The organism is Stenotrophomonas sp. CCNWLW162 (assembly GCF_037203745.1).
Classification (GTDB): Bacteria; Pseudomonadota; Gammaproteobacteria; order Xanthomonadales; family Xanthomonadaceae; genus Stenotrophomonas; species Stenotrophomonas maltophilia_AQ.
The window spans coordinates 14582-34794 of record NZ_JBBCBL010000011.1 but is presented as its reverse complement, the minus strand read 5'-3'; the positions used below and the strand labels follow the sequence as shown (position 1 = coordinate 34794).

Here is a 20213-nt window from a genome sequence, read left to right as displayed (position 1 = left end):
AATCCACAGTCCCCTGGGGGTGAACGCGCAGGGAAATCGGCGGCTCGGGTATGCTTGCCGCATGCGAGTCGAGCCCGCCGACATCGAAGCCCTGTTCGACGCCATTCCGGACGTGCTGTTCTTCATGAAGGACCGCCAGGGCCGCTACACCTACGTCAACCAGACCATGCTGCGACGGCTGGGCCTGCGTGCGCGCAAGGACGTGATCGGCCGTACCGCGGCCGAGATCTACCCGACCGGCCTCAGTGCGGACTACGTCGACCAGGACGCCCGTGTGCTGTCCGGCGAGGTGATCGAGAACCTTATGGAGCTGCACCTGTTCGCCAACCGCGAACCGGGCTGGTGCCTGACCTGCAAGCGCCCGCTGGTGGTTGATGGGGCCATCGAGGGTCTGATCGGCATTTCCCGCGACCTCGGCCAGAAGGACAGCCTGGGCACCCAGTACGAGCAGCTGCGACTGGCCCTGGCCCACCTCAATGCGCACTACGCCGAGAACGTACGCATGCAGACCCTGCTGGACATCACCGGCTTCTCGCTGTCCAAGCTTGAACGCAGTTTCCGCAAGGTGTTCCAGATGACCCCGCAGCAGGTGCTGACCCGGCTGCGGATCCAGATGGCCATGCACCTGCTGCACGGCGACGACAGCATCGCCTGCATCGGCCAGGCCTGCGGTTTCAGCGACCAGAGCGCCTTTACCCGCAAGTTCAAGGCTGAAACCGGTTTCTCGCCGCGCGCCTATCGCGCCCGTATCGGTGGGAACGTCGGCGAGCCAGCGCTGGCCTGAGCCGCCTGCTGCGCTGCGCCTATCCCCGTGGGCATGGGACAGGGTAAGGTGTCGCCCCTGTAGCCGCCGCCAGCCCTGCCGATGCCCAACTCGATTCCGACCGCTTCGCCGTCCCGCCTCGGGCACTCGCTCAAGCCCCGCCAGCTGATCATGATGGGCCTGGGCAGCGCCATCGGCGCCGGCCTGTTCCTCGGCTCGGGCGTGGGTGTGCAGGCGGCCGGTCCGGCGGTGCTGGTGTCGTATCTGGTGGCTGGCGCGCTGGTGATCATCGTAATGAACGCGCTGGGCGAAATGGCGGCGGCCAAACCGACCAGTGGTGCGTTCTCGGTATATGCGGCCGACGCCATGGGCGCTACCGCCGGCGCTACCGTGGGCTGGCTGTGGTGGGTGCAGCTGGTGATCGTGATCGCCGCCGAGGCCGTCGGTGCAGCCGGGCTGCTGGCCTCGGTCTGGCCGGTGATACCGGTGCCGATGGCGGCACTGGCCTTCATGCTGTTCTTCACCGCGATCAACCTGCTCGGAGTGAAGAACTTCGGCGAGTTCGAATTCTGGTTCGCCATCCTCAAGGTGGCGGCGATCCTGGCCTTCATCGCCATCGGCGTGGCGCTGCTGATGGGCTGGCTGCCGCAGGTGGCCTCGCCGGGCCTGAGCAACTTCACCGAGCATGGCGGCTTCGCGCCGAAGGGGCTGGCCGGTATTGGCGCGGCACTGCTGGTTGTCGTTTTTGCCTTTGGCGGCACCGAGATCGTGGCGGTCGCCGCAGCCGAAACCGAAGATCCCGAGCGCAGCATCGCCCGTGCCATCCGCACCGTGGCCTGGCGCATCCTGGTGTTCTACATCGGTTCCCTGAGCGTGATCATCGCCGTGGTGCCGTGGACCAGCGAGGCGCTGAAGTCGCCGTTCGCTGCGGTGCTGGATATCGCCCGCATCCCGGGCGCAGGTACGGCCATCACCCTGATCGCCGTGATCGCGCTGCTGTCGGCGCTCAATGCCAACCTCTACGGCGCCTCGCGCATGATGTATTCGCTGGCGCAGCGTCGTGAAGCGCCGGCCGTGCTCGGCTGGACCGACCCGCGCCAGGTGCCGGTGATCGCCGTGCTGGCCAGCGTGCTGTTCGGCTTTGCCGCCACGGTGATGGAGCTGCTGTTCCCGGACCGCGTACTGCCGGTGCTGCTGAACATCGTCGGTTCCACCTGCCTGCTGGTGTGGACGCTGTCGCTGGTCTCGCAGTTGGTGCTGCGCCGCCGCGCCGACCGCCTCGGCACCCGCCTGCCGTTCCGCATGGCCGGTTTCCCATGGCTGACCGTCTGTGCGCTGGGCATCCTGGCACTGATCTTCGGCCTGCTGCTGAGCGAGTCGCATACCCGGCTGCAGTTCCTGTCGATGGTGGCGCTGACCGCCACGATCGCCGCCGGCAGTGCCATCGCACGGCGCATGCGCGAGGCGTGACTGAAGCTGCCGGCCAGCGGCCGGCACTACCACGGGGGCTGCACATCCGCCGTGCCATCCTGATCGCGTGGGCCGCCAGCGGCCCGTCGACCAGGAGTACCGCATGCTGCGCAGTCGCCCCTTCCTGATGTTCACCGGCCAGGCTGAGGCCGCCCTGGCCCTGTACGCCGAAGCCTTCGCCGATTTCCGCCTGCTGGCCCTGCAGCGCCACCCGGAAGGCCCGGGAGCGGGCGTGCCGGGGCAGGTGCGCCAGGCCATCTTCCTGCTCGGCGGCACCCATTACCTGTGCTTTGACAGTCTGGACGTGCACGATTTCACCTTCTCGCCGTCGATCTCGCTGTTCGTGGAGTGCTCCGGCGCCGAACAGTTCGAGCGTGCCGCGCGGGTGCTGGGCGAGGGTGGCCACTGGCTGATGCCGGTGGGCGACTATGACTTCAGCAACCGCTATGGCTGGGTGCAGGATCGCTTCGGCGTGTCGTGGCAGTTGAGCCTGGGGCAGATGCCGGACCCGTGACCGGATGTTTGTGGGTGTGGGCCTTGGTCCATACGCCCTTATGAAAACGGCCCGCTTGCGCGGGCCGTTTTCTTTACCGATGCAGCGAGGAATCAAGCCTCGACTTCATCATCCTTGTAGGCATCGACCGGGATACAGGCGCACATCACGTTCTTGTCGCCGTACACGTTGTCGACGCGAGCCACCGGCGGCCAGTACTTCTGCAGCTTCAGGCTCGGCAGCGGGAACGCAGCCAGTTCACGCGGGTAGGCGTGGGTCCACTCGCTGGCGGTCACCGCGGTCGCGGTATGCGGCGCGTTCTTCAGCGGGTTGTCCTCGCGGTCCAGGCGGCCGTCTTCGATCGCGGTGATCTCTTCGCGGATCTGGATCATCGCGTCGATGAAGCGATCCAGCTCATGCAGCGATTCGCTCTCGGTCGGCTCGACCATCAGCGTGCCGGCCACCGGGAAGCTCAGCGTCGGGGCATGGAAGCCGAAGTCGATCAGGCGCTTGGCCACGTCTTCGGCACCGATGCCGCTGGTCTTCTCCAGCGGGCGCACGTCCAGGATGCACTCGTGTGCCACCAGGCCGTTGCGGCCGGTGTACAGGGTCTTGAAGTGCGGAGCCAGGCGCTTGGCGATGTAGTTGGCGTTGAGCTGGGCGACCTGGGTGGCCTTGCGCAGGCCTTCGGTACCCATCATCGCGATGTACATCCAGCTGATCGGCAGGATCGAGGCGCTGCCGAAGCTGGCCGCGCTGACCATGCCGACCGGGCCGTGGTCCCCCAGCTTGCCCGGCAGGAACGGCGCCAGGTGCTCCTTGACCGCGCACGGGCCAACGCCCGGGCCGCCGCCGCCGTGCGGGATGCAGAAGGTCTTGTGCAGGTTCAGGTGGGAAACGTCCGAACCCCACTTGCCCGGCTTGGCCACGCCGACCAGAGCGTTCATGTTGGCACCGTCGGTGTACACCTGGCCGCCGTGCTTGTGGATGATCTCGCAGATCTCCACCACTTCTTCCTCGAACACGCCGTGCGTGGACGGGTAGGTCATCATGATCGCGGCCAGGCGGTCGCTGTACTTCTCGGCGTTGAGGCGGATGTCCTCGACGTCGACGTTGCCGTTGGCGTCGGTCTTGGTCACCACCACCTTCATGCCGCACATCTGCGCCGAGGCCGGGTTGGTGCCGTGCGCCGAGTCCGGGATAAGGCAGATGTCACGATGGTCTTCGCCGCGCGAACGGTGGTAGGCACGGATCGCCAGCAGGCCGGCATACTCGCCCTGCGCGCCGGAGTTCGGCTGCAGGCTCACTGCGTCGTAGCCGGTGCATTCGACCAGCATCGCTTCCAGCGAGTCGATCAGTTCCTTGTAGCCCAGCGCCTGGTCGGCCGGCACCAGCGGATGGATCTGCGAGAACTCCGGCCAGGTCACCGGAATCATCTCGGCGGTGGCGTTGAGCTTCATGGTGCACGAGCCCAGCGGGATCATCGTGCGGTCCATCGCCAGGTCCTTGTCGGCCAGCGAGCGCAGGTAGCGCAGCAGCTCGTGCTCGCTGTGGTGGGTGTTGAACACCGGGTGGGTCAGGAATTCAGACTGGCGCAGCAGGCCGGCCGGCAGTGCGTCGGCGGTGCTGGCATCCAGTGCGTCCACGTCCAGCGAGGCACCGAACACGGCAGCCACGGCCACGATGTCGGCGCGGGTGGTGGTTTCGTCCAGGCTGATGCCGACCGAGTCGCTGTCGATCGCACGCAGGTTGTAACCGGCGGCACGGGCCTTGGCGTGGATCTCATCGGCGTGCACGCCGGTGACATGCAGGGTGTCGAAGAAGTCACCACCGACCTGCACGCCGGCCTTGCGCAGTGCCGCAGCCAGGATCGAAGCCAGGCGGTGGGTGCGGCGCGCGATGCGGGTCAGGCCTTCCGGGCCGTGGTAGACGGCATACATCGAGGCCATCACCGCCAGCAGCACCTGCGCGGTGCAGATGTTGGAGGTGGCCTTCTCGCGACGGATGTGCTGCTCGCGGGTCTGCAGGGTCAGGCGGTAGGCCGGGTTGCCCTGCGCGTCGATCGAGACGCCGATCAGGCGGCCCGGCATCGAACGCTTGTAGGCGTCACGGCAGGCCATGAACGCAGCGTGCGGGCCACCGAAGCCGAACGGCACGCCGAAACGCTGGCTGTTGCCGACGACGATGTCCGCGCCCCATTCGCCGGGGGCGGCCAGCAGGGTCAGCGCCAGCAGGTCGGTGGCAACCGCCACCAGGCCGCCGCGTGCGTGCACGGCATCGACCAGCGCCTTGTAATCGCCCACCTGGCCGAAGGTATCCGGGTACTGCAGCAGCAGGCCGAAGCCGTCCGCTTCCAGCGCTTCGGCCGGCGTGCCCACGCGCAGCACGATGCCCATCGGTTCGGCGCGGGTGCGCAGCAGTTCCAGCGTCTGCGGGTGTACGGCGTCGTGCACGAAGAAGGTGTCCGACTTCGACTTGGCCGAGCGCTTGGCCAGGGTCATCGCTTCGGCGGCGGCGGTCGCTTCGTCCAGCAGCGAGGCGTTGGCGATTTCCATGCCGGTCAGGTCGGCGCACAGGGTCTGGAAGTTGATCAGCGCTTCCATGCGGCCCTGCGAGATTTCCGCCTGGTACGGGGTGTAGGCGGTGTACCAGGCCGGGTTTTCCAGGATGTTGCGCAGGATCACGTTCGGCGTGTGGGTGCCGTAGTAGCCCTGGCCGATGAAGCTGCGCAGTACGGTGTTCTTGTCGGCGATCGCGCGGATCTTCGCCAGCGCCTGCACTTCGGTGATCGACTCCGGCAGCGCCAGCGGTGCCGGCGACTTGATCTTGGCCGGCACAATGGCATCGGTCATCGCATCCAGCGAGGCGTGGCCGATGACGCCGAGCATCTGCGCGATCTCGGCATCGTTGGGGCCGATGTGGCGCTCGACGAAGGCCGAATGATGCTCGAGCTCACGCAGGGAAGGGGTGTTCTGGGACATGGCGAAGGATCCGTCAGGAAAGGGCACACGCACGGGCACAAGCCGCCGGTCGGCGGTCTGCGGGGCGCCCCTCTGTCCTTTTGCCTGAGAGTTTGAAAGCGCGGCGGACCGCTGCTTCTTGCCCCTTCGGCGCCGGATTGAACCGGTCTCTCCAGAGTTCTGTTACGGGTGGTATCGGGCCTGAGCGATTACGGGCGTTGCGCCTTCGGCAGCGGTGTTCCGCTTCTCCCACCGTGTTGCCCGCCGATTATAGCCCGTTGCGCGCCGGCCGGCCGCTCCCGGGAGGCGCCGCTGCGCCTGAATGGCCGATGGCCCGGCCGTGCGTTTTGTGCATCCGTGCATGGCGCGGGGCGCAATCCCCACCTATGATGGGCGGATACCCGAATTCATCTGGCGCTGTCCCTGTTTCAGGGGACTGGCGCCCGCCGTGCGTGCCGCGCATGGCCCTGCCGGACGCCTCTCCATGACCGCCGCTGTTGCTCCCTCCACCCGCCGCATGGCCCTGCTGCTTGCTGGCCTGGCCATGTTCGGTCCGTTCTCGATCGACACCATCTTCCCGGCGTTCCCGCAGCTGGCCCAGCGCCTGGCGGTGGACGAAGTGGCGGTGCAGCAGACCATCAGCGTGTACCTGCTGTTCTACGGCCTGATGAGCCTGGCCCATGGACCGCTGTCCGACGCCTGGGGCCGCAAGCGGGTGATCCTCGGCGGTCTGGTGATCTTCGTCGGCGCCTCGGTGGGCTGTGCATTGTCTACCGACCTGACCACGCTGCTGGCGTTCCGCGCACTGCAGGGCCTGTCGGCAGGTGTCGGCATGATCGTCGGCCGAGCGGTGATCCGCGACCTGTACCACGGCCATGACGCACAGCGGCTGATGAGCCAGGTGTCGATGCTGTTCGGCATCGCTCCGGCAATCGCCCCGATCATCGGTGGCTGGATCCTGCTCAGCGGCGCTGGCTGGCCGTTGATCTTCTGGTTCCTGGTGGTGTTCGCGCTGGTGCTGCTGGCGGCTACCGCACGCTACCTGCCGGAAACCCATCCGGTCGAGGCGCGCGTGCCGTTGTCACCGCGCGTGCTGCTGCGCGACTACGTGCGCATCGGCTTCAATCCGCGTTTCCTGCGCCTGGCGCTGGCCGGCAGCATCGGCTTCGGTGGCGTGTTCCTGTACATCTCCTCGGCGCCGGTGTTCGTGATGCAGCACCTGCACCTGGGCGAGGGCGGCTTCGCCTGGCTGTTCATTCCCACCATCGGCGGCATGACCACCGGCTCGTTCCTGTCCGGGCGCATGGCCGGGCACAGCAGCCCTACGCGACAGGTCTCCATCGGTTTCGGCCTGTGTGCGCTGTCGGTGCTGCTGAACATCGGCTACGTCGGCCTGGCACCACAGTTCGCACTGCCGTGGGCGGTGATGCCGATCTTCCTGGGCGGCATGGGCATGGCGCTGATCTTCCCGATCCTGGCGCTGGCGGTGCTGGACATGTATCCGCACCAGCGTGGCCTGGCGTCCTCGCTGCAGGCCTTCGTGCAGCTGATGATCAGCACCGTGGTGGCCGGCGTGGTGTCGCCGCTGCTCAGCGCCAGCCCGCTGCACCTGGCACTGGGCCAGGCCGCGTTCTTTGGCGCCGGCTTCGTGTTCTGGTACTGGGAACACCAGCGCGAGCGCGCGGCGCAGGCAGCCTGCACGGGTCATTGAGCAGCGTGCAGGGGTAGAGCTGGCGGGGATGCCGGCACATCCTTGCAGCCGCGGACAACCGGACTAGGCTGGGCATTCCAGCCAGCCGGTGCGTGGATGCACGACAGCCAGCCAATCCGATGTCGTCGCATGAGGTACCCCCATGGCTGCGCAGCAGACCTACCGCCTGTTCGAGGTGGCGCTGAAGGAGCGCCGCGTTCTTTCCCCTTCCCTGGACCGCATGGTGTTCACCGGTGCCGACGTGGCGCGGATGAAGACCGAAGGCCCGGACCAGCGGATCAAGGTGTTCTTCCCCTTGCCCGGCCAGGAGGTGCCACAGGTGCCCAGCGGCGAGGACTGGTATCCGCGCTACCGGGCCCTGCCTGATGAGCTGCGGCCGCCGATGCGCACCTACACCATCCGCCAGCTGCGTGCCGAGCAGGGCGAGGTCGACGTTGATTTCGTCATCCACGGCGTGACCGGGCCCGCTTCGCGCTGGGCCATGCATGCGCGGCCGGGTGACCGTGTCGTGCTGCTGGCCCCCGATGCCGACTGTGCCGACAGCAGCGAAGGTTGGGAATGGAAGCCGCCGGCCGGTGTCGGCCAGGTACTGCTGGTGGCCGATGAGACGGCGTTGCCTGCGGTGGCGGGCATCCTGGAGGAACTGGCGGCCATGCCTGATCCGCCGCGCACGCTGGCATTGCTGGAAGTGGCCCAGGCCGGCGACGCGGTGCCGTTGAAAGCGCCGGGCACCGCCGAGCTGGTGTGGTTGCCGCGTGGGCAGGCCGCCTATGGCCAGCCGCTGCTGCAGGCGGTCCAGGAACGGCTGGCGGCGACCTCGAGCGTGGCTGCCGGCGATGCGCTGGAAGAGATCGATGTCGACGCGCAGATCCTGTGGGAGCAGGCCGATGCCAGCGTGGCCGGACCGCTGTATGCCTGGGTGGCCGGCGAGGCGGGTGCGGTCATGGCGATCCGCCGCCATCTGGTGCGTGACTGCGGGCTGGACCGCCGCGCCATCACCTTCATGGGCTACTGGCGGCACGGCAAAGTGCTGGACTGAGCGGTGGCGTGAAGCGGTGCTGCGGGCGGGGTGCGTTATCCTTGCGCCCCCCTCGCAGCGGTACCGCATCATGTCCACCAGCTCCAAGATCCGCCGCGACCAGCGCCGTCGCCAGGAAAAGCAGGCCGCCAACAAGGCAGCCGCGCAGGCCTCGCCGGTGGAGCCGCATGCCGAACTGCGCGACCCGCAGCGCACGCTGCTGGCCGGTATCGTCCGGCGCGATGGCGAATGGGTGCTGGGCATGGATGGCCGCATCGCCGGCCAGAGCGAGAGTGCTGCCCAGGTGCTGGCCTTGATCATGCAGGCTGGCGAACTGCACGAACGCAACGGCACGCCGGTGCGCCTGGTGTACTCGGATGCACTGCGTGATGCTGCGCAGGCCGAAGCGAAGGAAAAGGGCCAGACCTTCGAGGAATTCAAGGCCGAACTGGCCGCAGCGATGGCCGCGAAGAAGAACAGCTGACAGGCATTTCGGTAGAGCCGGCCGCTGGCCGGCTGCCCGTTGGGTCTTCATCGCGTAGTTGCCGGACAGCGGCCGGCACTACCAGAAAGGGGCGGATCCTCGCGGATCCGCCCCTTTTTTCATTTCGCCGCCGGGGCCGCGTTGGCCTGCCAGCCGCACATCTGGCCTTCGTTCTGCTGCTTCAGCCATTCGTTGACCGGGCTGAAGTACTCGATCATCGGGCCGGCATCGAGCTTGTCGGTGCCGGTCAGTTCCTTCAGCGTGGCCTGCCACGGCTGGCTGGCACCCTTGCTCAGCATCGCCCAGTACTTCTGGCCGGCTTCCTTGTTGCCGTAGAAGGTGCACTCATGCAGCGGGCCCTTGTAGCCGGAGGCATCGCACAGGCCCTTGTAGAACTGGAACTGCAGGATGCGCGCCAGGAAGTAGCGGGTGTACGGAGTGTTGCCCGGTACGTGGTACTTCGCGCCCGGATCGAAGAACTCTTCGCCGCGGGTGCTGGCCGGGGCCACGCCCTGGTACTTGGCCTTCAGGTCCCACCACGCCTTGTTGTAGTTGTCGGCGGTGATGGAGCCATCGAACACGCCCCAGCGCCAGCGGTCGATCATCAGTCCGAACGGCAGGAACGACACACCCGACAGCGCCATGCGCATCTGGTTGTTGATGACCGCCTCGCGGCTTTCGGTCGGCGCATCGACCAGGCCGATCGAGCTGAGGTACTTGGGCGTCATCGCCAGCACGATGGTGTCGCCGATTGCTTCATGGAAGCCATCGTTGGCACCGCCCTGGAACAGCGGCGGCAGCGGGTTGTAGGCCAGGTCGTAATAGATGTGGCCCAGCTCGTGGTAGATGGTGGTGAAGTTCTCTTCGTTCGGCTTGATGCACATCTTGGTGCGCACGTCGCCTTCCATGTTCATGTCCCAGGCGCTGGCGTGGCAGACCACATCGCGGTCATCGGGCTTGATGAACTGGGTTTTTTCCCAGTAGGACTGCGGCAGCGACGGCATGCCCAGCGACACGTAGAAGTCCTGCGCGCGCTCGGTCATCTGCTTGGCGGTGCGCAGTTCGGCCTCGCGCTGCGCCTTGTACTGCGCCGCTACGTTGGCATCCTTGCCGGCCTTGGCCAGCGCCGCGCTAAGGTTGGTCTGGTACTGCTTTTCAAGCGCAGCGGTGATGTCCAGGCTGCCGGCACCCGGGTACGGTTCCAGCTGGTCCCACAGGTTCGACCAGTCCTGCTGCCACATGTTGCCCAGCAGATGCGCCGCGATCAGGCCGTTGCCCACTTCGGCCTTGTCCTTGCCGTAGGTCTTGTCCAGCTTGCCGCGTGCATAGCAATGCAGCTGCTCGTACATCGGCTTGACCTGCTCCCACAGGCGGTCGGTTTCCGGGCCGATCTGCTCCGGCGGCATGTCGTAGCCGCTGCGCCACATCTGCCCGGCATCGGTGAAGCCCATGCCCTTGGCACCTTCGTTCACCAGGCCGACAAACTTCTGGTAGTCGCCGCGCATGCTCTTGGTGGTGCTGTGCCAGCCCTGCCAGGCATCGAGCTGCTGGTCATAGTCGCGGCTGCGCGCCAGCACCTGCTCCAGTTCGCCCAGCTGGCGGCAGGAGTTGGGATCGTTGGCGTCGGTGCAGTACTTGCCGGCACCGTAGCTGCCTTCCATGCGGGTGGCGATCTGGGTCAGTTCTGCCAGCTTGGCCGGGTCACGGGGTGCCGGCATCGAGGACATCAGCTTCAGCAGGTGGATCGCGCGCTTGCTGTCCTCGCTCATCGGCTTGCCATCGAACTTGGCGGCCTGTTCGATCCAGCTGTTGAGCTGGGTCAGTGAGCGTTCGTTGGCCTTGGCCGCGATGCGTTCCGAATCACTGTTGATGTAGGTGGAGGACAGCCACTGCGCCGAGGTCATCTCCGGGTAGGCGGCCTTGAATTCGGCATTGATGCGGGCCACGAACTGGTCGGCGGTTTCGCCGGCCGGGGCGCTGCTGCTGGCGGTGTCGGTGCCTGGCGCAGCTTCCTTCTTGCAGGCGGCCAGGGCCAGCGTGGCGGCGGCGATTGCCGAGGCCAGCAGGAGATGACGGTGTTTCACGGGCGGTCCTTGGGTGGTGAACGACCGCCGAAGGCTAGTGGGCAGGCGTTGCCACCGCAAGTGGCGGAAGTCGGTAGGGTTCGGCAGGGCTGCGCCCTGCACCCGCAGAAGTAACGGCAACGGCCGAAGCAACAGCAGAAGCGGGCTATCCGTGGGATGGCGGGGCGGCGTGGGCTTGCAGGACACGCCGTAAACCCATCCATGGGGGCTCGATGGCGCCATCCATGGCGCCAACGGTCCTGCAAGCCCACACCGCCCCACCTCTGACAGATCGCGGCGGCCGTTGGTGGGTGTCGACCTTGGTCGACACATCTGTCAGGTATCGAAAATCAAAATGGGGTCGGATCCGTTTTCCTCAGGAAAACGGATCCGACCCCACGGTCGTTCCATCAGATCGCGGCAAACTGTCGAAGGCGGGGTGGGGCCGGTTGCGGGGGCGTGAGCCGCATGGATGCGGCGACCGGGCCTACATGGATGTATTTACGGCGCCCCCCGCAACCGGACCCACCCCGCCACCCCTCGGGAAACCCGCTTCTGCTGTTGCTTCGGCCGTTGCGGTTGACGTTGCCTCTGCAGGTGCAGGGCTGCAAGCCCTGCCGAACAACCCTCAACCTTCGCAGTTGGCGAACACGTCACGGTCGCGCTCGTACAGCGATGTCTTCACCTGCATCAGACCCAGCACCGACGGGAACAGGTTGTCGTGGTCGGTATACGCTGCCGAACGTGCGCGCAGGCACTGCAGGTTCAATCCGCGGCTGCTGGCGAAGCCCTGCGAGAACCACATCGTCATCGGCACCCGGGTCTGTTCGGCCGGGGCGATCGCGTAAGGCACGCCGTGCAGGAACAGGCCCTTCTCGCCCAACGACTCGCCATGGTCGGACAGGTAGATCATCGCCGAGTCGTAGTCCTGCATGCCCTGCAACGTGCCGATGGTCCTGGTCAGGAAGTGATCGGTGTACAACACGGCGTTGTCGTAGCTGTTGGTGATTTCTTCGCGTGAGCAGCGGCCGATGTCACGGGTGTCGCAGGTCGGGGTGAAGCGTCGGAACGCCGGTGGGTAGCGCTCGAAGTAGGCCGGGCCATGGTTGCCCAGCTGATGCAGCACCACCACCCGGTCGCCCGGTTTCGCACGTACCTGGGCGGCCAGATCCTGCAACAGGATCTCGTCCATGCAGCGGCCATCGGCACACAGGCCCGGTGTGGTCGCGTCGGACAGCGACTGGAAGTCCAGGCCCTCGCACACGCCCTTGCAGCCGGACTGGTTGTCACGCCACAACGGGGCGATGCCGGCGCGGTTCAATACGTGCAGCAGCGACTGGTGTGCGCGGATCTTCTTCTCGTCGTAGTCGTGGCGGCCCCACGGCGAGAACAGACACGGCAGTGAGACTTCGGTGCTGGTGCCGCACGAATGCATGTCGGGGAAATTGACCACGCTGGCCTGTGCCAGTTCCGGGGTGGTGTTGCGCCCGCCGTTGAGGCCCCAGTTCTGCGCACGCACGGTCTCGCCCATGACGATCACCAGCAGGCGCGGCTTGCTGGCTGCTGCGCGTGGGGTGGCCTTGGCGTCGGTGCCGATCGGAAGCTTCGGTGCGCGCTGCACCGGGTTGTCGCCGCGCAGTGCACGCGGCAGGCCGAGCAGTACGTTGGCCGGGGTGGCCAGGTAACGCACTTCGCGCTGGTTGCGCATCAGTGCCGAAACATCCTGGAACGAAATCAGCGCACCGCCGAGTGCGGTCACCGCCGCCACCACCAGGAAGCCGATGCGCCACAACAGGCTGCGGCCCCAGCTGCGGCGGCGCAGCTGCACGCGCCACAGCACCACCATCGGCAGCACTGCCAGCAGCAATACCGGCCACAGCAGCGACACCGTCATCAGCTCGCGGCTTTCCTTGGGATCGGTCGCCAGCACATTGCGCAGCATGTCCGCATCCAGATAGATGTGGTAGCGGCTCATGTAATGCGCAGCGAACGCGGTCACCAACAGCAGCACGCTGATCACCACCTTGGCGTTCCAGCGCCAGACCAGGATGCCCAGCAGCAGGCCGTGCGCGCCCAGCAGCAACAGCAGCAACGAAAGCGCGTAACGCAGGCTGCCCGGATGGCTGGCCATCGCGCTGTGCCAGAACAGGCCGTTGCCGGCTACTGCGAAGAACAGGCTGGTCAGCGTGATCAATGCTTCGGTGGACAGCTGGGGACGCCAGCGAAGAAGACCCGCCAACGCAGGGAGGCGGGCGGGGCGTTGGACCGATGCACTCATGCGTTCGCCTCCTGGCGGTTGGGACGGTCCAGCTGACGGCGGATCAGGACGCGCTTGACGATCAGGTACAGGCCCAGCGAAAGCAGCCAGCAGATCATTGCAGTGGCAATGTCATGGGAAAGGAAGTGGGCGCCGCGCAGTTGCTGGCCGATGCCGAACACCAGACCAGCACCGAGGCCGATCCACAACCCGGCCCAGCGCCAGGCAGGACGCCACAACAGCGCGAAGAAGTACAGGCACAGCCAGGTGTAGCCGGCGCTGGCGTGGCCAGCGGGGAAGCAGGCCTGGGGCGACATGCCGCTTGGGCGCACGGTGAACAGCCCGATGAAAGGCTGGTGGCCGCCGTAGCGCAGCAGGTCCCAGGGGCATTCCATCGGCACCAGCGACTTCAGCAGGGAGATCACACCCGTGCCCAGCGCCATGGCAATTACGACATAAAGCAGCGCCCACCGCAGGGTGCGATCGCGACCCTTACGCCAGTGGTGGAAGCACAGCAGAATCGCCACAAGGGCAGCTGCCGTGCTCAGCCATTTGCCGGCTTTGTGCACCAGTGTGCGGGTGACAAAGGCGTCCTGCAGCGCCCAATGGCCGCCTTCGAGGCGGAACAGATGATCGGCCACCCACTGGTCGCCGCCGAAACCCATCAGCAGCGCAAACACGGGCAGACCGATTGCGACAGGCAGCCAGAGGTGAGTTACGGCAAATTTTGACGCCAGTGGCGATGTCGCAAGCGGTGCTACCGAATCAATGGGACGGACGGGCATGCTGGGAAAGGGCGGTTCGGGAATCCGCGGTCATGCTCGTCATCTGGATGTCGGAGAAGGGTCGGACGCTCGTTCGTGCCGGGTTAATGTTTGCCCGGCACATATCAACGTTCAGTCTTCTTCGGCGGTCGACCCGGTCCGTTCGGCATGGCACTCGGGATCCCATGCCGTTCCTGGAAGCAATTGCCAACGATTGCGATTGGCAACACCAATATCAATCACCTTGGCCGGGTCCACGCAGGGGCTCATTGCATCGTCCAGCACCAGCAGCCAGCGCTTGCCCGGTGCCTCGGCCAGCCATGGGCCGGCGTCATGCCACTGTTCGGCCCACGGCCGCTTGAAGCCGAACTCGCGCACTGGGCGGTCGGCCTGCAACAGGTTCTGTTCGCGCCAGGCGACCAGGGCCAGTTCGGCGTCCGGGCCGATCCGCGCGCCGACCCTGCGCATCAGCGCCGAAGCCGAGGCATACGGATCCAGCGCCGGAATCAGCACCAGGCCGTAGAGCATCCACAGCATGCCGTGGGTGAGCAGTACCAGCGTTGCAGCACGACGTACCCGCAACCACACGATCAGCGTGGCCAGGGCGATGGCGAAGGTCAGCAGGCCATCACCGAGCACTGGCAGCAGGGTGTCCGGCATTGCACGGCGTTCCAGCTGAGCCACCGCCCAGGGATGTTCGGTCATCAACATCACGCCGAGCACGCCGGTGGCCAGCATCAGCACCATGCTGTAGCCGAACAGGTAGCGGCGTACGCACAGGCGGCGCAGCAGGCCCGGCAGCAGCGGCGCTACGGCCAGGGCCAGCGCCGGCAGCATCGGCAACAGGTACACCTCGCGCTTGCCCGGGCTGGCGCTGAAGAACACCAGCACCAGTACGGCCCAGCCCAGCAACAGCCACTGCCGACGGTCGCCACGACGCAGGCGGCGCCACCAGGGCTTGAACAACATCGGCAGCAGCAGGCTGCCGGGCAGCCACAGCGTCAGAATCACCTGCAGGTAGTACCAGACCGGCTGCCGGTGGTGCCACGCATTGGCGTAGCGGGTGCCGGTCTGCTTGAACAACAGTTCATGTGCGTAGGCCTGCAGTTCGGCGCTGGGTGAATGCAGCAGGGCCCAGCCGAGCGGCGCCAGCCACACTCCCACGCCCAGCAGGAACGCGGGAATCAGCCACAGCAGCGTGGCAGGATGCGGGCCGTCCACGGTGTACCCGCGACGGCGCTGGTACAGCCACCAGCCGAACCAGGGCAGCACCATCAGCAGCGGCAGGAAGCCCACGCCCTTGGTCACGGTACCCAGCCCGGCGGCAAACCCCGCCAACCACAGTGCAGGCAGGTTGCGACGTTCGCACAGATGGCGCATCAGCCCCCACAGGGCCACGGTGGTCATACCGACCAGCGCCATGTCGATCTGCGCACGCTTGGCCATCAACCCGAACTGCAGGGTGCAGAAAAGCGCGGCCAGGGCATAGACGGAATGCCGCGGTGTCCACAGCCGCCGTGCCAGATCCGACACCAGCCACAGGCTGAGCAGGGCACCCAGCAATGACGGCAACAGGAACGACCACTGCCAGCTGCCGACAATTTCATAGGCGACCGCCTGCAGCCACATGAATACCGGCGGCTTTTCCGCATACAGCTCGACGCCACGGTGCGGCAACAGCCATTGCCCGCTCTCGACCATGGTCCTGGCCGCCAGCACGAAGCGCGGCTCGTCCGGTGGCTGTGGCTGCCGAAGACCGATACCCGCTGCCAGCGCAGCGATGATCAGCAGCCACAACAGGGGCAGGCGCCATTGGCGGGGAAAGGCTACGGGCACGGCAGGCTCCGGGAGCAAAACAGCCACTTTGAGGTGACAAAGGTGGAAAAAGCGTCAGAACGGGGCAGGGCGACCGCATTCCGACATGAGCAGCGCTACCATGCTACGAACTTCCGTGGATGTTTCGTGCATGCGTCTGTTGGTGATCGAGGACAACCGCCAGCTGGTGGCCAACCTGTTCGACTATTTCGAGTCGCGCGGGCACGTGCTCGACGTGGCCCCGGATGGCATCACCGGCCTGCACCTGGCCGGCAGCCACCCCTACGATGCGGTGATCCTGGACTGGATGCTGCCGCGCATGGAGGGCCCCGAGGTGCTGCGCCGGCTGCGCGCCGAGCATGCTTCGGAGGTGCCGGTGATCATGCTGACCGCGCGCGACGAACTGCCGGACAAGATCGCCGGCTTCCGTGCCGGTGCCGATGACTACCTGACCAAGCCATTCGCGCTGCCTGAGCTGGAGGTACGGCTGGAGGCCCTGCTGCTGCGCGCACAGGGGCGCAACCCGCGCAAGCGGCTGCAGGTCGGCGACCTCGTGCTGGACCTTGCGACCCTGGAAGCCCAGCGTGAGGGCCAGGTGCTGCACCTGTACCCGGCCTGCCGCAAACTGCTGGAGGTGCTGATGCGGGCCAGTCCCGGTGCGGTCACCCGCCAGCAGCTGGAATTTGCCCTGTGGGGTGACGAGCCGCCGGATGGCGACCTGCTGCGTTCACACGTCTACGAACTGCGCCGCAGCGTCGATGGGCCATTTGGCGAAAAGCTGATCCATACCCTGCCGCGGGTCGGTTATCGGTTGGCTGTGACCGCCGGCAGCGACGCTGGCAAGGATCCTGATGAAGGTGCGTAAGCCCGGCCCGCTGTACCGGCGCGTGCTGTGGTGGTTGCTGGGGTACCTGGCCCTGCTGTCACTGGCGGTGTTCAGCGTTGGCAACTACGTGCATGAGCATGCCGAGCACGCGGCGTGGCGCGCGCTGCTCAATTCCGAACTGGACAGCATCGTCGAGCATGTTGAACACGAGCCGCATTACCGCTGGCAGGATTCGGACACGCTCAGTCTCTACCGCTTCGATGCGATCAACCTGCCCGACAGCCTGCGCACCCTGCATCCCGGACTGCATGACGGGGTGATGGTGAAGGGCCGCGAGATGGCGGTGATGGTGCGCGAGACCCAGTCGATGGGACGGGTGGCGCTGGCGCTGGACATCTCCGACTTCCACGACCTGGAGCAGTTCGCGACCCGCTGGGTGATGCTGGCGGGCGTGATCATGATCTTCGTTACCGTACTGATGGCCTCGTTCGGCATGGAACGGATGGTGCGCCCGCTGAGCCTGCTGGCCCAGCACATTGCCACGTTGCGGCCGGGGGCGCAGGGCCAGCGCATCGATGTTGATCCGCGCGGCAGCTCCGAGCTGCACACGATTGCCGATGCACTGAACGACTACCTGGATCGCAACGAGCAGTTCGTCGAACGCGAGCGGGTGTTCATCAGCACGGCCAGCCATGAGCTGCGCACGCCGATCGCGGTGATGACCGGTGCCGCCGAGCTGGCGCTGGAGCAGCCGGGCCTGCCCGAGCGTGCGCGCCAGCAGATCCAGCGCGTGCTGCGCACCGCACAGGGCGTGGAGCAGCTGATCGAGCTGCTGCTGGTACTGGCCCGTGATCCCGATCGCCTGGCCTCGCGTGCCGAGCGCATCGCGCTGGACCAGTTGCTGCCGGAGATCGTCGACGATCATCGACACCTGCTGGGCGACAAGGACCTGAGCATCGGTATCCAGGCGGCGCCGGTGGACATTGTTGCGCCGCTGGCGGTGGTGCAGGCGGCGATCGGCAACCTGCTGCGCAATGCCATCGAGAACAGTGGGCGTGGGCATATCGAACTGCGGCTGAGTGCGTCGGCGGTGCTGACCCTGCAGGACCCCGGTCATGGCATGAGCCCCGAGGAGATCGCGGCGATCCATGCGCGGATGGCGCGGGGCGAGCGAACCGACCGCGGCGGCATCGGCCTGGACCTGATCGCGCGGCTGTGCGAGCACCTGGGCTGGACCCTGCAACTGCAACCCTGCGAACCGCGTGGCACGCGGGCGAGCCTGGACTTCAGCGCCTCCCGCCCATCCTGATCCAGATGCCCTGGTAGATGCCAACCTGGGTTGGCATGCTGTCCGTCGACCAAGGTCGACGCCTACCCAGGCAATGGCTGGCCGTGTCCCGGTAGATGCCAATCTAGGTTGGCATGTTGTCCGCGTCACCGCCCGCCGGCCGCGCCACGTGCTGGTCGATCAGGATCACGTTGCCGTCGGGATCGGCCAGCTGCAGATAGCCCGTACCCTGGCCATCAGGATCGGTGCGGACCGCCAGTTCGATGCCCTGGGCATCCAGTGCGGCCTGCAGCTCACGCACGTCCTGGAAGCGGGGCAGTTCCTGCTTGTGCTGGTCCCAGCCGGGGTTGAAGGTCAGCAGATTGCCTTCGAACATGCCCTGGAACAGCCCGATCACCGTGCCGTTGCTGCGCATCACCAGCCAGTTCTGCGCCGGGTCACCGCCGGTGACTGAAAAGCCGAGGGCCTCGTAGAAGGTGCGGGAAACCGCGAGATCCTTCACCGAGAGGCTGACCGAAAAGGCGCCAAGCTGCATGAGTGGGCTCCCTGAGGGGATGTGGTCGTGGTCGGCACTGCAGCATGACCCGGCGTGAAGACAATGTTAATCTCATCCTGCGCCGCTTCATGCGGCGCTTTTTTTTCCCGCTCTTTCGATCGACAGAGGATCCCATGCCGACCGAACCCGCTACTGCCCTGATCAGCAACGACATCGTTGGCCTGGGCCTGATTGCCGCCACCCTCGCCCTGATCTTCTGGGCTGCCAGTGGTCCGACGCCCTTGCTGAAGAAGATCTTCGCCTGGGTGCCGGCACTGCTCTTGTGTTACTTCATTCCGGCCATCTACAACACCGCCGGTGTCATCGATGGCCACAACACTTCGTTGTACAACCCGGTCGCGCGTGATGCGCTGTTGCCTGCCGCGCTGGTCCTGCTGACGTTGTCGATCGACCTGAAGGGCGTCATCAAGCTGGGTCCGAAGCTGCTGCTGGTGTTCTGTGCCGGCACCGCCGGCATCATGCTCGGTGCCATCGTCTCGTTCCAGGTGATGAAGCTGATCCATCCGGAAACGGTGGCCGGTGATACCTGGGCCGGCATGGCCGCACTGGCCGGCAGCTGGATCGGTGGCGGTGCCAACATGGTCGCCATGCGCGAAGTGTTCGGTACCGATGCCACCACCTTCGGCCAGTTCGCCGTAGTCGATGTGGCCTGCGCCAGCCTGTGGATGGCAATCCTGCTGTTCATGGCCAACCGCGCGCAGCAGATCGACACCCGCAACGGTGCCGACACCCGTGCCATCGACGAAATGAAGGCACGCATCAGTGCCTACGAGGCGCAGAACGCACGCATTCCCAGCATGACCGACCTGATGGTGATTGTGGGTGTGGCTTTGGGTGGCGTCGGCCTTGCGCATGCGATCGCCGCGCCGCTGTCGGGCTGGTTCAAGTCCAACGTCAGCTGGGCCAGCCAGTTCAGCCTGGACAGCCAGTTCGTGTGGGTGATCCTGCTGTCCACCGCGATGGGCCTGACGCTCAGCTTCACCCGCGCGCGCCGCCTGGAAGCCGCCGGTGCATCGCGGCTGGGCACGGTGTTCCTGTACTTCCTGATCGCCTGCATCGGCATGCAGATGAACCTGTTGTCGCTGCTGGATCGGCCGTGGCTGTTCCTGCTTGGTGCAATCTGGATGGCGACCCATGTGCTGGTGCTGTGGGTAGTGGCCAAGCTGCTGCGCGCACCGCTGTTCTTCTTCGCGATTGGTTCGCAGGGCAACATCGGTGCGGCGGCATCTGCCCCGGTGGTCGCAGCGGCCTTCCATCCGACACTGGCGCCGGTAGGCGTGCTGCTGGGTACGGTCGGCTATGCCACAGGCACGGGGCTGGCCTATGTAACCGGCCTGATCCTGAAGTGGATGGCCGGTGCCTGAGTTCTGACCTGACGGACATGTTGCGGGTTCACGGCAAGTGCCGTGAACCCGCGCTCCCCGTGTAGAGCCGAGCCCACGCTCGGCTTTCTTTTTGCCTGCCACCAGGTAGATCCACGCCATGCGTGGATGCATTTCACGGGTATCCATGAACAAAGAAGGGGTCGGATCCGTTTCCCAGAGGAAACGGATCCGACCCCGGATGTTTCTTGCCGTCACCGGAAATCTGTCGAAGGTGGGGTGGTGGGGGGGGGGGGGGGGGGGGGGGGCGGCCCCCCCCCCCCCCCCCCCCCCCCCCCCCCCCCCCCCGCCCGCCTTGGACAGTTTCCCGGTGACGGTTGGATTGATCCTGGAACGACATGGGGTCGTGGGGTCAGATCCGTT

At 66.2% G+C, this 20213-nt stretch carries 15 protein-coding genes and 1 riboswitch; of the genes, 9 read left to right on the top strand and 6 right to left on the bottom strand.

Translation table 11 applies throughout. The features are described 5' to 3' along the window. The first annotated feature begins 61 nt into the window (after positions 1–61). From V9K93_RS19590 to V9K93_RS19580, 3 genes are all read left to right on the top strand, one after another. The gene (locus tag V9K93_RS19590; protein ID WP_046985102.1) at positions 62–784 is read left to right on the top strand and encodes an AraC family transcriptional regulator; all 723 of its coding nucleotides are present in this window, start codon (positions 62–64) and stop codon (positions 782–784) included. A gap of 81 nt (positions 785–865) precedes the next feature. Continuing rightward, positions 866–2233, top strand: coding sequence for an amino acid permease (locus tag V9K93_RS19585; RefSeq protein WP_253079731.1), 1368 nt, complete (start codon positions 866–868; stop codon positions 2231–2233). Between the two features lie 103 nt (positions 2234–2336). Then, positions 2337–2747 carry a VOC family protein gene (locus V9K93_RS19580; RefSeq protein WP_046985104.1) on the top strand — a complete coding sequence of 137 codons (411 nt, stop codon included), beginning with the start codon at positions 2337–2339 and terminating at the stop codon, positions 2745–2747. 92 nt (positions 2748–2839) lie between these two features. Here the strand turns inward: V9K93_RS19580 and gcvP are convergent, their stop codons facing one another. Beyond that, positions 2840–5707, bottom strand: coding sequence for an aminomethyl-transferring glycine dehydrogenase (gcvP, locus tag V9K93_RS19575; protein WP_046985105.1), 2868 nt, complete (start codon positions 5705–5707; stop codon positions 2840–2842). 62 nt (positions 5708–5769) lie between these two features. Further along, positions 5770–5872: riboswitch (glycine riboswitch) on the bottom strand. A 298-nt stretch (positions 5873–6170) separates the two neighbouring features. Here gcvP and V9K93_RS19570 point away from each other — a divergent pair. The 3 genes from V9K93_RS19570 to V9K93_RS19560 all read left to right on the top strand — a co-directional run bounded on the left by V9K93_RS19570 (position 6171) and on the right by V9K93_RS19560 (position 8899). After that, complete coding sequence (locus V9K93_RS19570) at positions 6171–7397, top strand: multidrug effflux MFS transporter (protein WP_046985110.1); 1227 nt, start codon at positions 6171–6173, stop codon at positions 7395–7397. Positions 7398–7539: 142 nt separating this feature from the next. Beyond that, positions 7540–8436 (top strand): siderophore-interacting protein, encoded by an 897-nt coding sequence (locus V9K93_RS19565; RefSeq protein ID WP_046985106.1) that lies wholly within the window; start codon positions 7540–7542, stop codon positions 8434–8436. Between the two features lie 70 nt (positions 8437–8506). After that, positions 8507–8899 (top strand): hypothetical protein, encoded by a 393-nt coding sequence (locus V9K93_RS19560; protein ID WP_046985107.1) that lies wholly within the window; start codon positions 8507–8509, stop codon positions 8897–8899. Positions 8900–9018: 119 nt separating this feature from the next. On the opposite strand, the gene V9K93_RS19555 is transcribed toward V9K93_RS19560, so the two are convergent. From V9K93_RS19555 to V9K93_RS19540, 4 genes are all read right to left on the bottom strand, one after another. Beyond that, positions 9019–10983, bottom strand: coding sequence for a M2 family metallopeptidase (locus V9K93_RS19555; protein WP_046985108.1), 1965 nt, complete (start codon positions 10981–10983; stop codon positions 9019–9021). Between the two features lie 607 nt (positions 10984–11590). Continuing rightward, entirely contained in the window at positions 11591–13240 is a 1650-nt protein-coding gene (locus V9K93_RS19550; RefSeq protein ID WP_337303078.1) for a phosphoethanolamine transferase, read from the bottom strand. Next, on the bottom strand, positions 13237–14004 hold the full coding sequence (locus V9K93_RS19545) for a phosphatase PAP2 family protein (protein WP_337303077.1): 768 nt from the start codon (positions 14002–14004) through the stop codon (positions 13237–13239). The genes V9K93_RS19550 and V9K93_RS19545 overlap by 4 nt, the downstream gene beginning before the upstream one ends. A gap of 111 nt (positions 14005–14115) precedes the next feature. After that, a complete protein-coding gene (locus V9K93_RS19540; protein WP_489686276.1) occupies positions 14116–15837 on the bottom strand; it encodes an ArnT family glycosyltransferase in 1722 nt (573 codons plus the stop codon). Between the two features lie 112 nt (positions 15838–15949). Here V9K93_RS19540 and V9K93_RS19535 point away from each other — a divergent pair, with 112 nt between their 5' ends. Both V9K93_RS19535 and V9K93_RS19530 read left to right on the top strand, forming a co-directional pair. Beyond that, positions 15950–16663, top strand: a complete 714-nt coding sequence (locus V9K93_RS19535; RefSeq protein ID WP_136639992.1) for a response regulator transcription factor — start codon at positions 15950–15952, stop codon at positions 16661–16663. Beyond that, the gene (locus V9K93_RS19530) at positions 16650–17933 is read left to right on the top strand and encodes a sensor histidine kinase (RefSeq protein ID WP_136639991.1); all 1284 of its coding nucleotides are present in this window, start codon (positions 16650–16652) and stop codon (positions 17931–17933) included. The genes V9K93_RS19535 and V9K93_RS19530 overlap by 14 nt, the downstream gene beginning before the upstream one ends. A 103-nt stretch (positions 17934–18036) precedes the next feature. On the opposite strand, the gene V9K93_RS19525 is transcribed toward V9K93_RS19530, so the two are convergent. Then, positions 18037–18447, bottom strand: coding sequence for a VOC family protein (locus V9K93_RS19525; protein ID WP_295382274.1), 411 nt, complete (start codon positions 18445–18447; stop codon positions 18037–18039). A gap of 134 nt (positions 18448–18581) precedes the next feature. On the opposite strand from V9K93_RS19525, the gene V9K93_RS19520 reads away from it, so the two are divergent. Further along, positions 18582–19832 carry a DUF819 family protein gene (locus V9K93_RS19520; protein ID WP_337303075.1) on the top strand — a complete coding sequence of 417 codons (1251 nt, stop codon included), beginning with the start codon at positions 18582–18584 and terminating at the stop codon, positions 19830–19832. Positions 19833–20213: the final 381 nt, after the last annotated feature.

Bases quoted from the DNA above. Each gene is read 5' to 3' on its own strand.
- V9K93_RS19590 (WP_046985102.1), top strand. From the start codon at position 62: ATGCGAGTCGAGCCCGCCGACATCGAAGCCCTGTTCGACGCCATTCCG.
- V9K93_RS19585 (WP_253079731.1), top strand. From the start codon at position 866: ATGCCCAACTCGATTCCGACCGCTTCGCCGTCCCGCCTCGGGCACTCG.
- V9K93_RS19580 (WP_046985104.1), top strand. From the start codon at position 2,337: ATGCTGCGCAGTCGCCCCTTCCTGATGTTCACCGGCCAGGCTGAGGCC.
- gcvP (WP_046985105.1), bottom strand. From the start codon at position 5,707: ATGTCCCAGAACACCCCTTCCCTGCGTGAGCTCGAGCATCATTCGGCC.
- V9K93_RS19570 (WP_046985110.1), top strand. From the start codon at position 6,171: ATGACCGCCGCTGTTGCTCCCTCCACCCGCCGCATGGCCCTGCTGCTT.
- V9K93_RS19565 (WP_046985106.1), top strand. From the start codon at position 7,540: ATGGCTGCGCAGCAGACCTACCGCCTGTTCGAGGTGGCGCTGAAGGAG.
- V9K93_RS19560 (WP_046985107.1), top strand. From the start codon at position 8,507: ATGTCCACCAGCTCCAAGATCCGCCGCGACCAGCGCCGTCGCCAGGAA.
- V9K93_RS19550 (WP_337303078.1), bottom strand. From the start codon at position 13,240: ATGAGTGCATCGGTCCAACGCCCCGCCCGCCTCCCTGCGTTGGCGGGT.
- V9K93_RS19545 (WP_337303077.1), bottom strand. From the start codon at position 14,004: ATGCCCGTCCGTCCCATTGATTCGGTAGCACCGCTTGCGACATCGCCA.
- V9K93_RS19535 (WP_136639992.1), top strand. From the start codon at position 15,950: ATGCGTCTGTTGGTGATCGAGGACAACCGCCAGCTGGTGGCCAACCTG.
- V9K93_RS19530 (WP_136639991.1), top strand. From the start codon at position 16,650: ATGAAGGTGCGTAAGCCCGGCCCGCTGTACCGGCGCGTGCTGTGGTGG.
- V9K93_RS19525 (WP_295382274.1), bottom strand. From the start codon at position 18,447: ATGCAGCTTGGCGCCTTTTCGGTCAGCCTCTCGGTGAAGGATCTCGCG.
- V9K93_RS19520 (WP_337303075.1), top strand. From the start codon at position 18,582: ATGCCGACCGAACCCGCTACTGCCCTGATCAGCAACGACATCGTTGGC.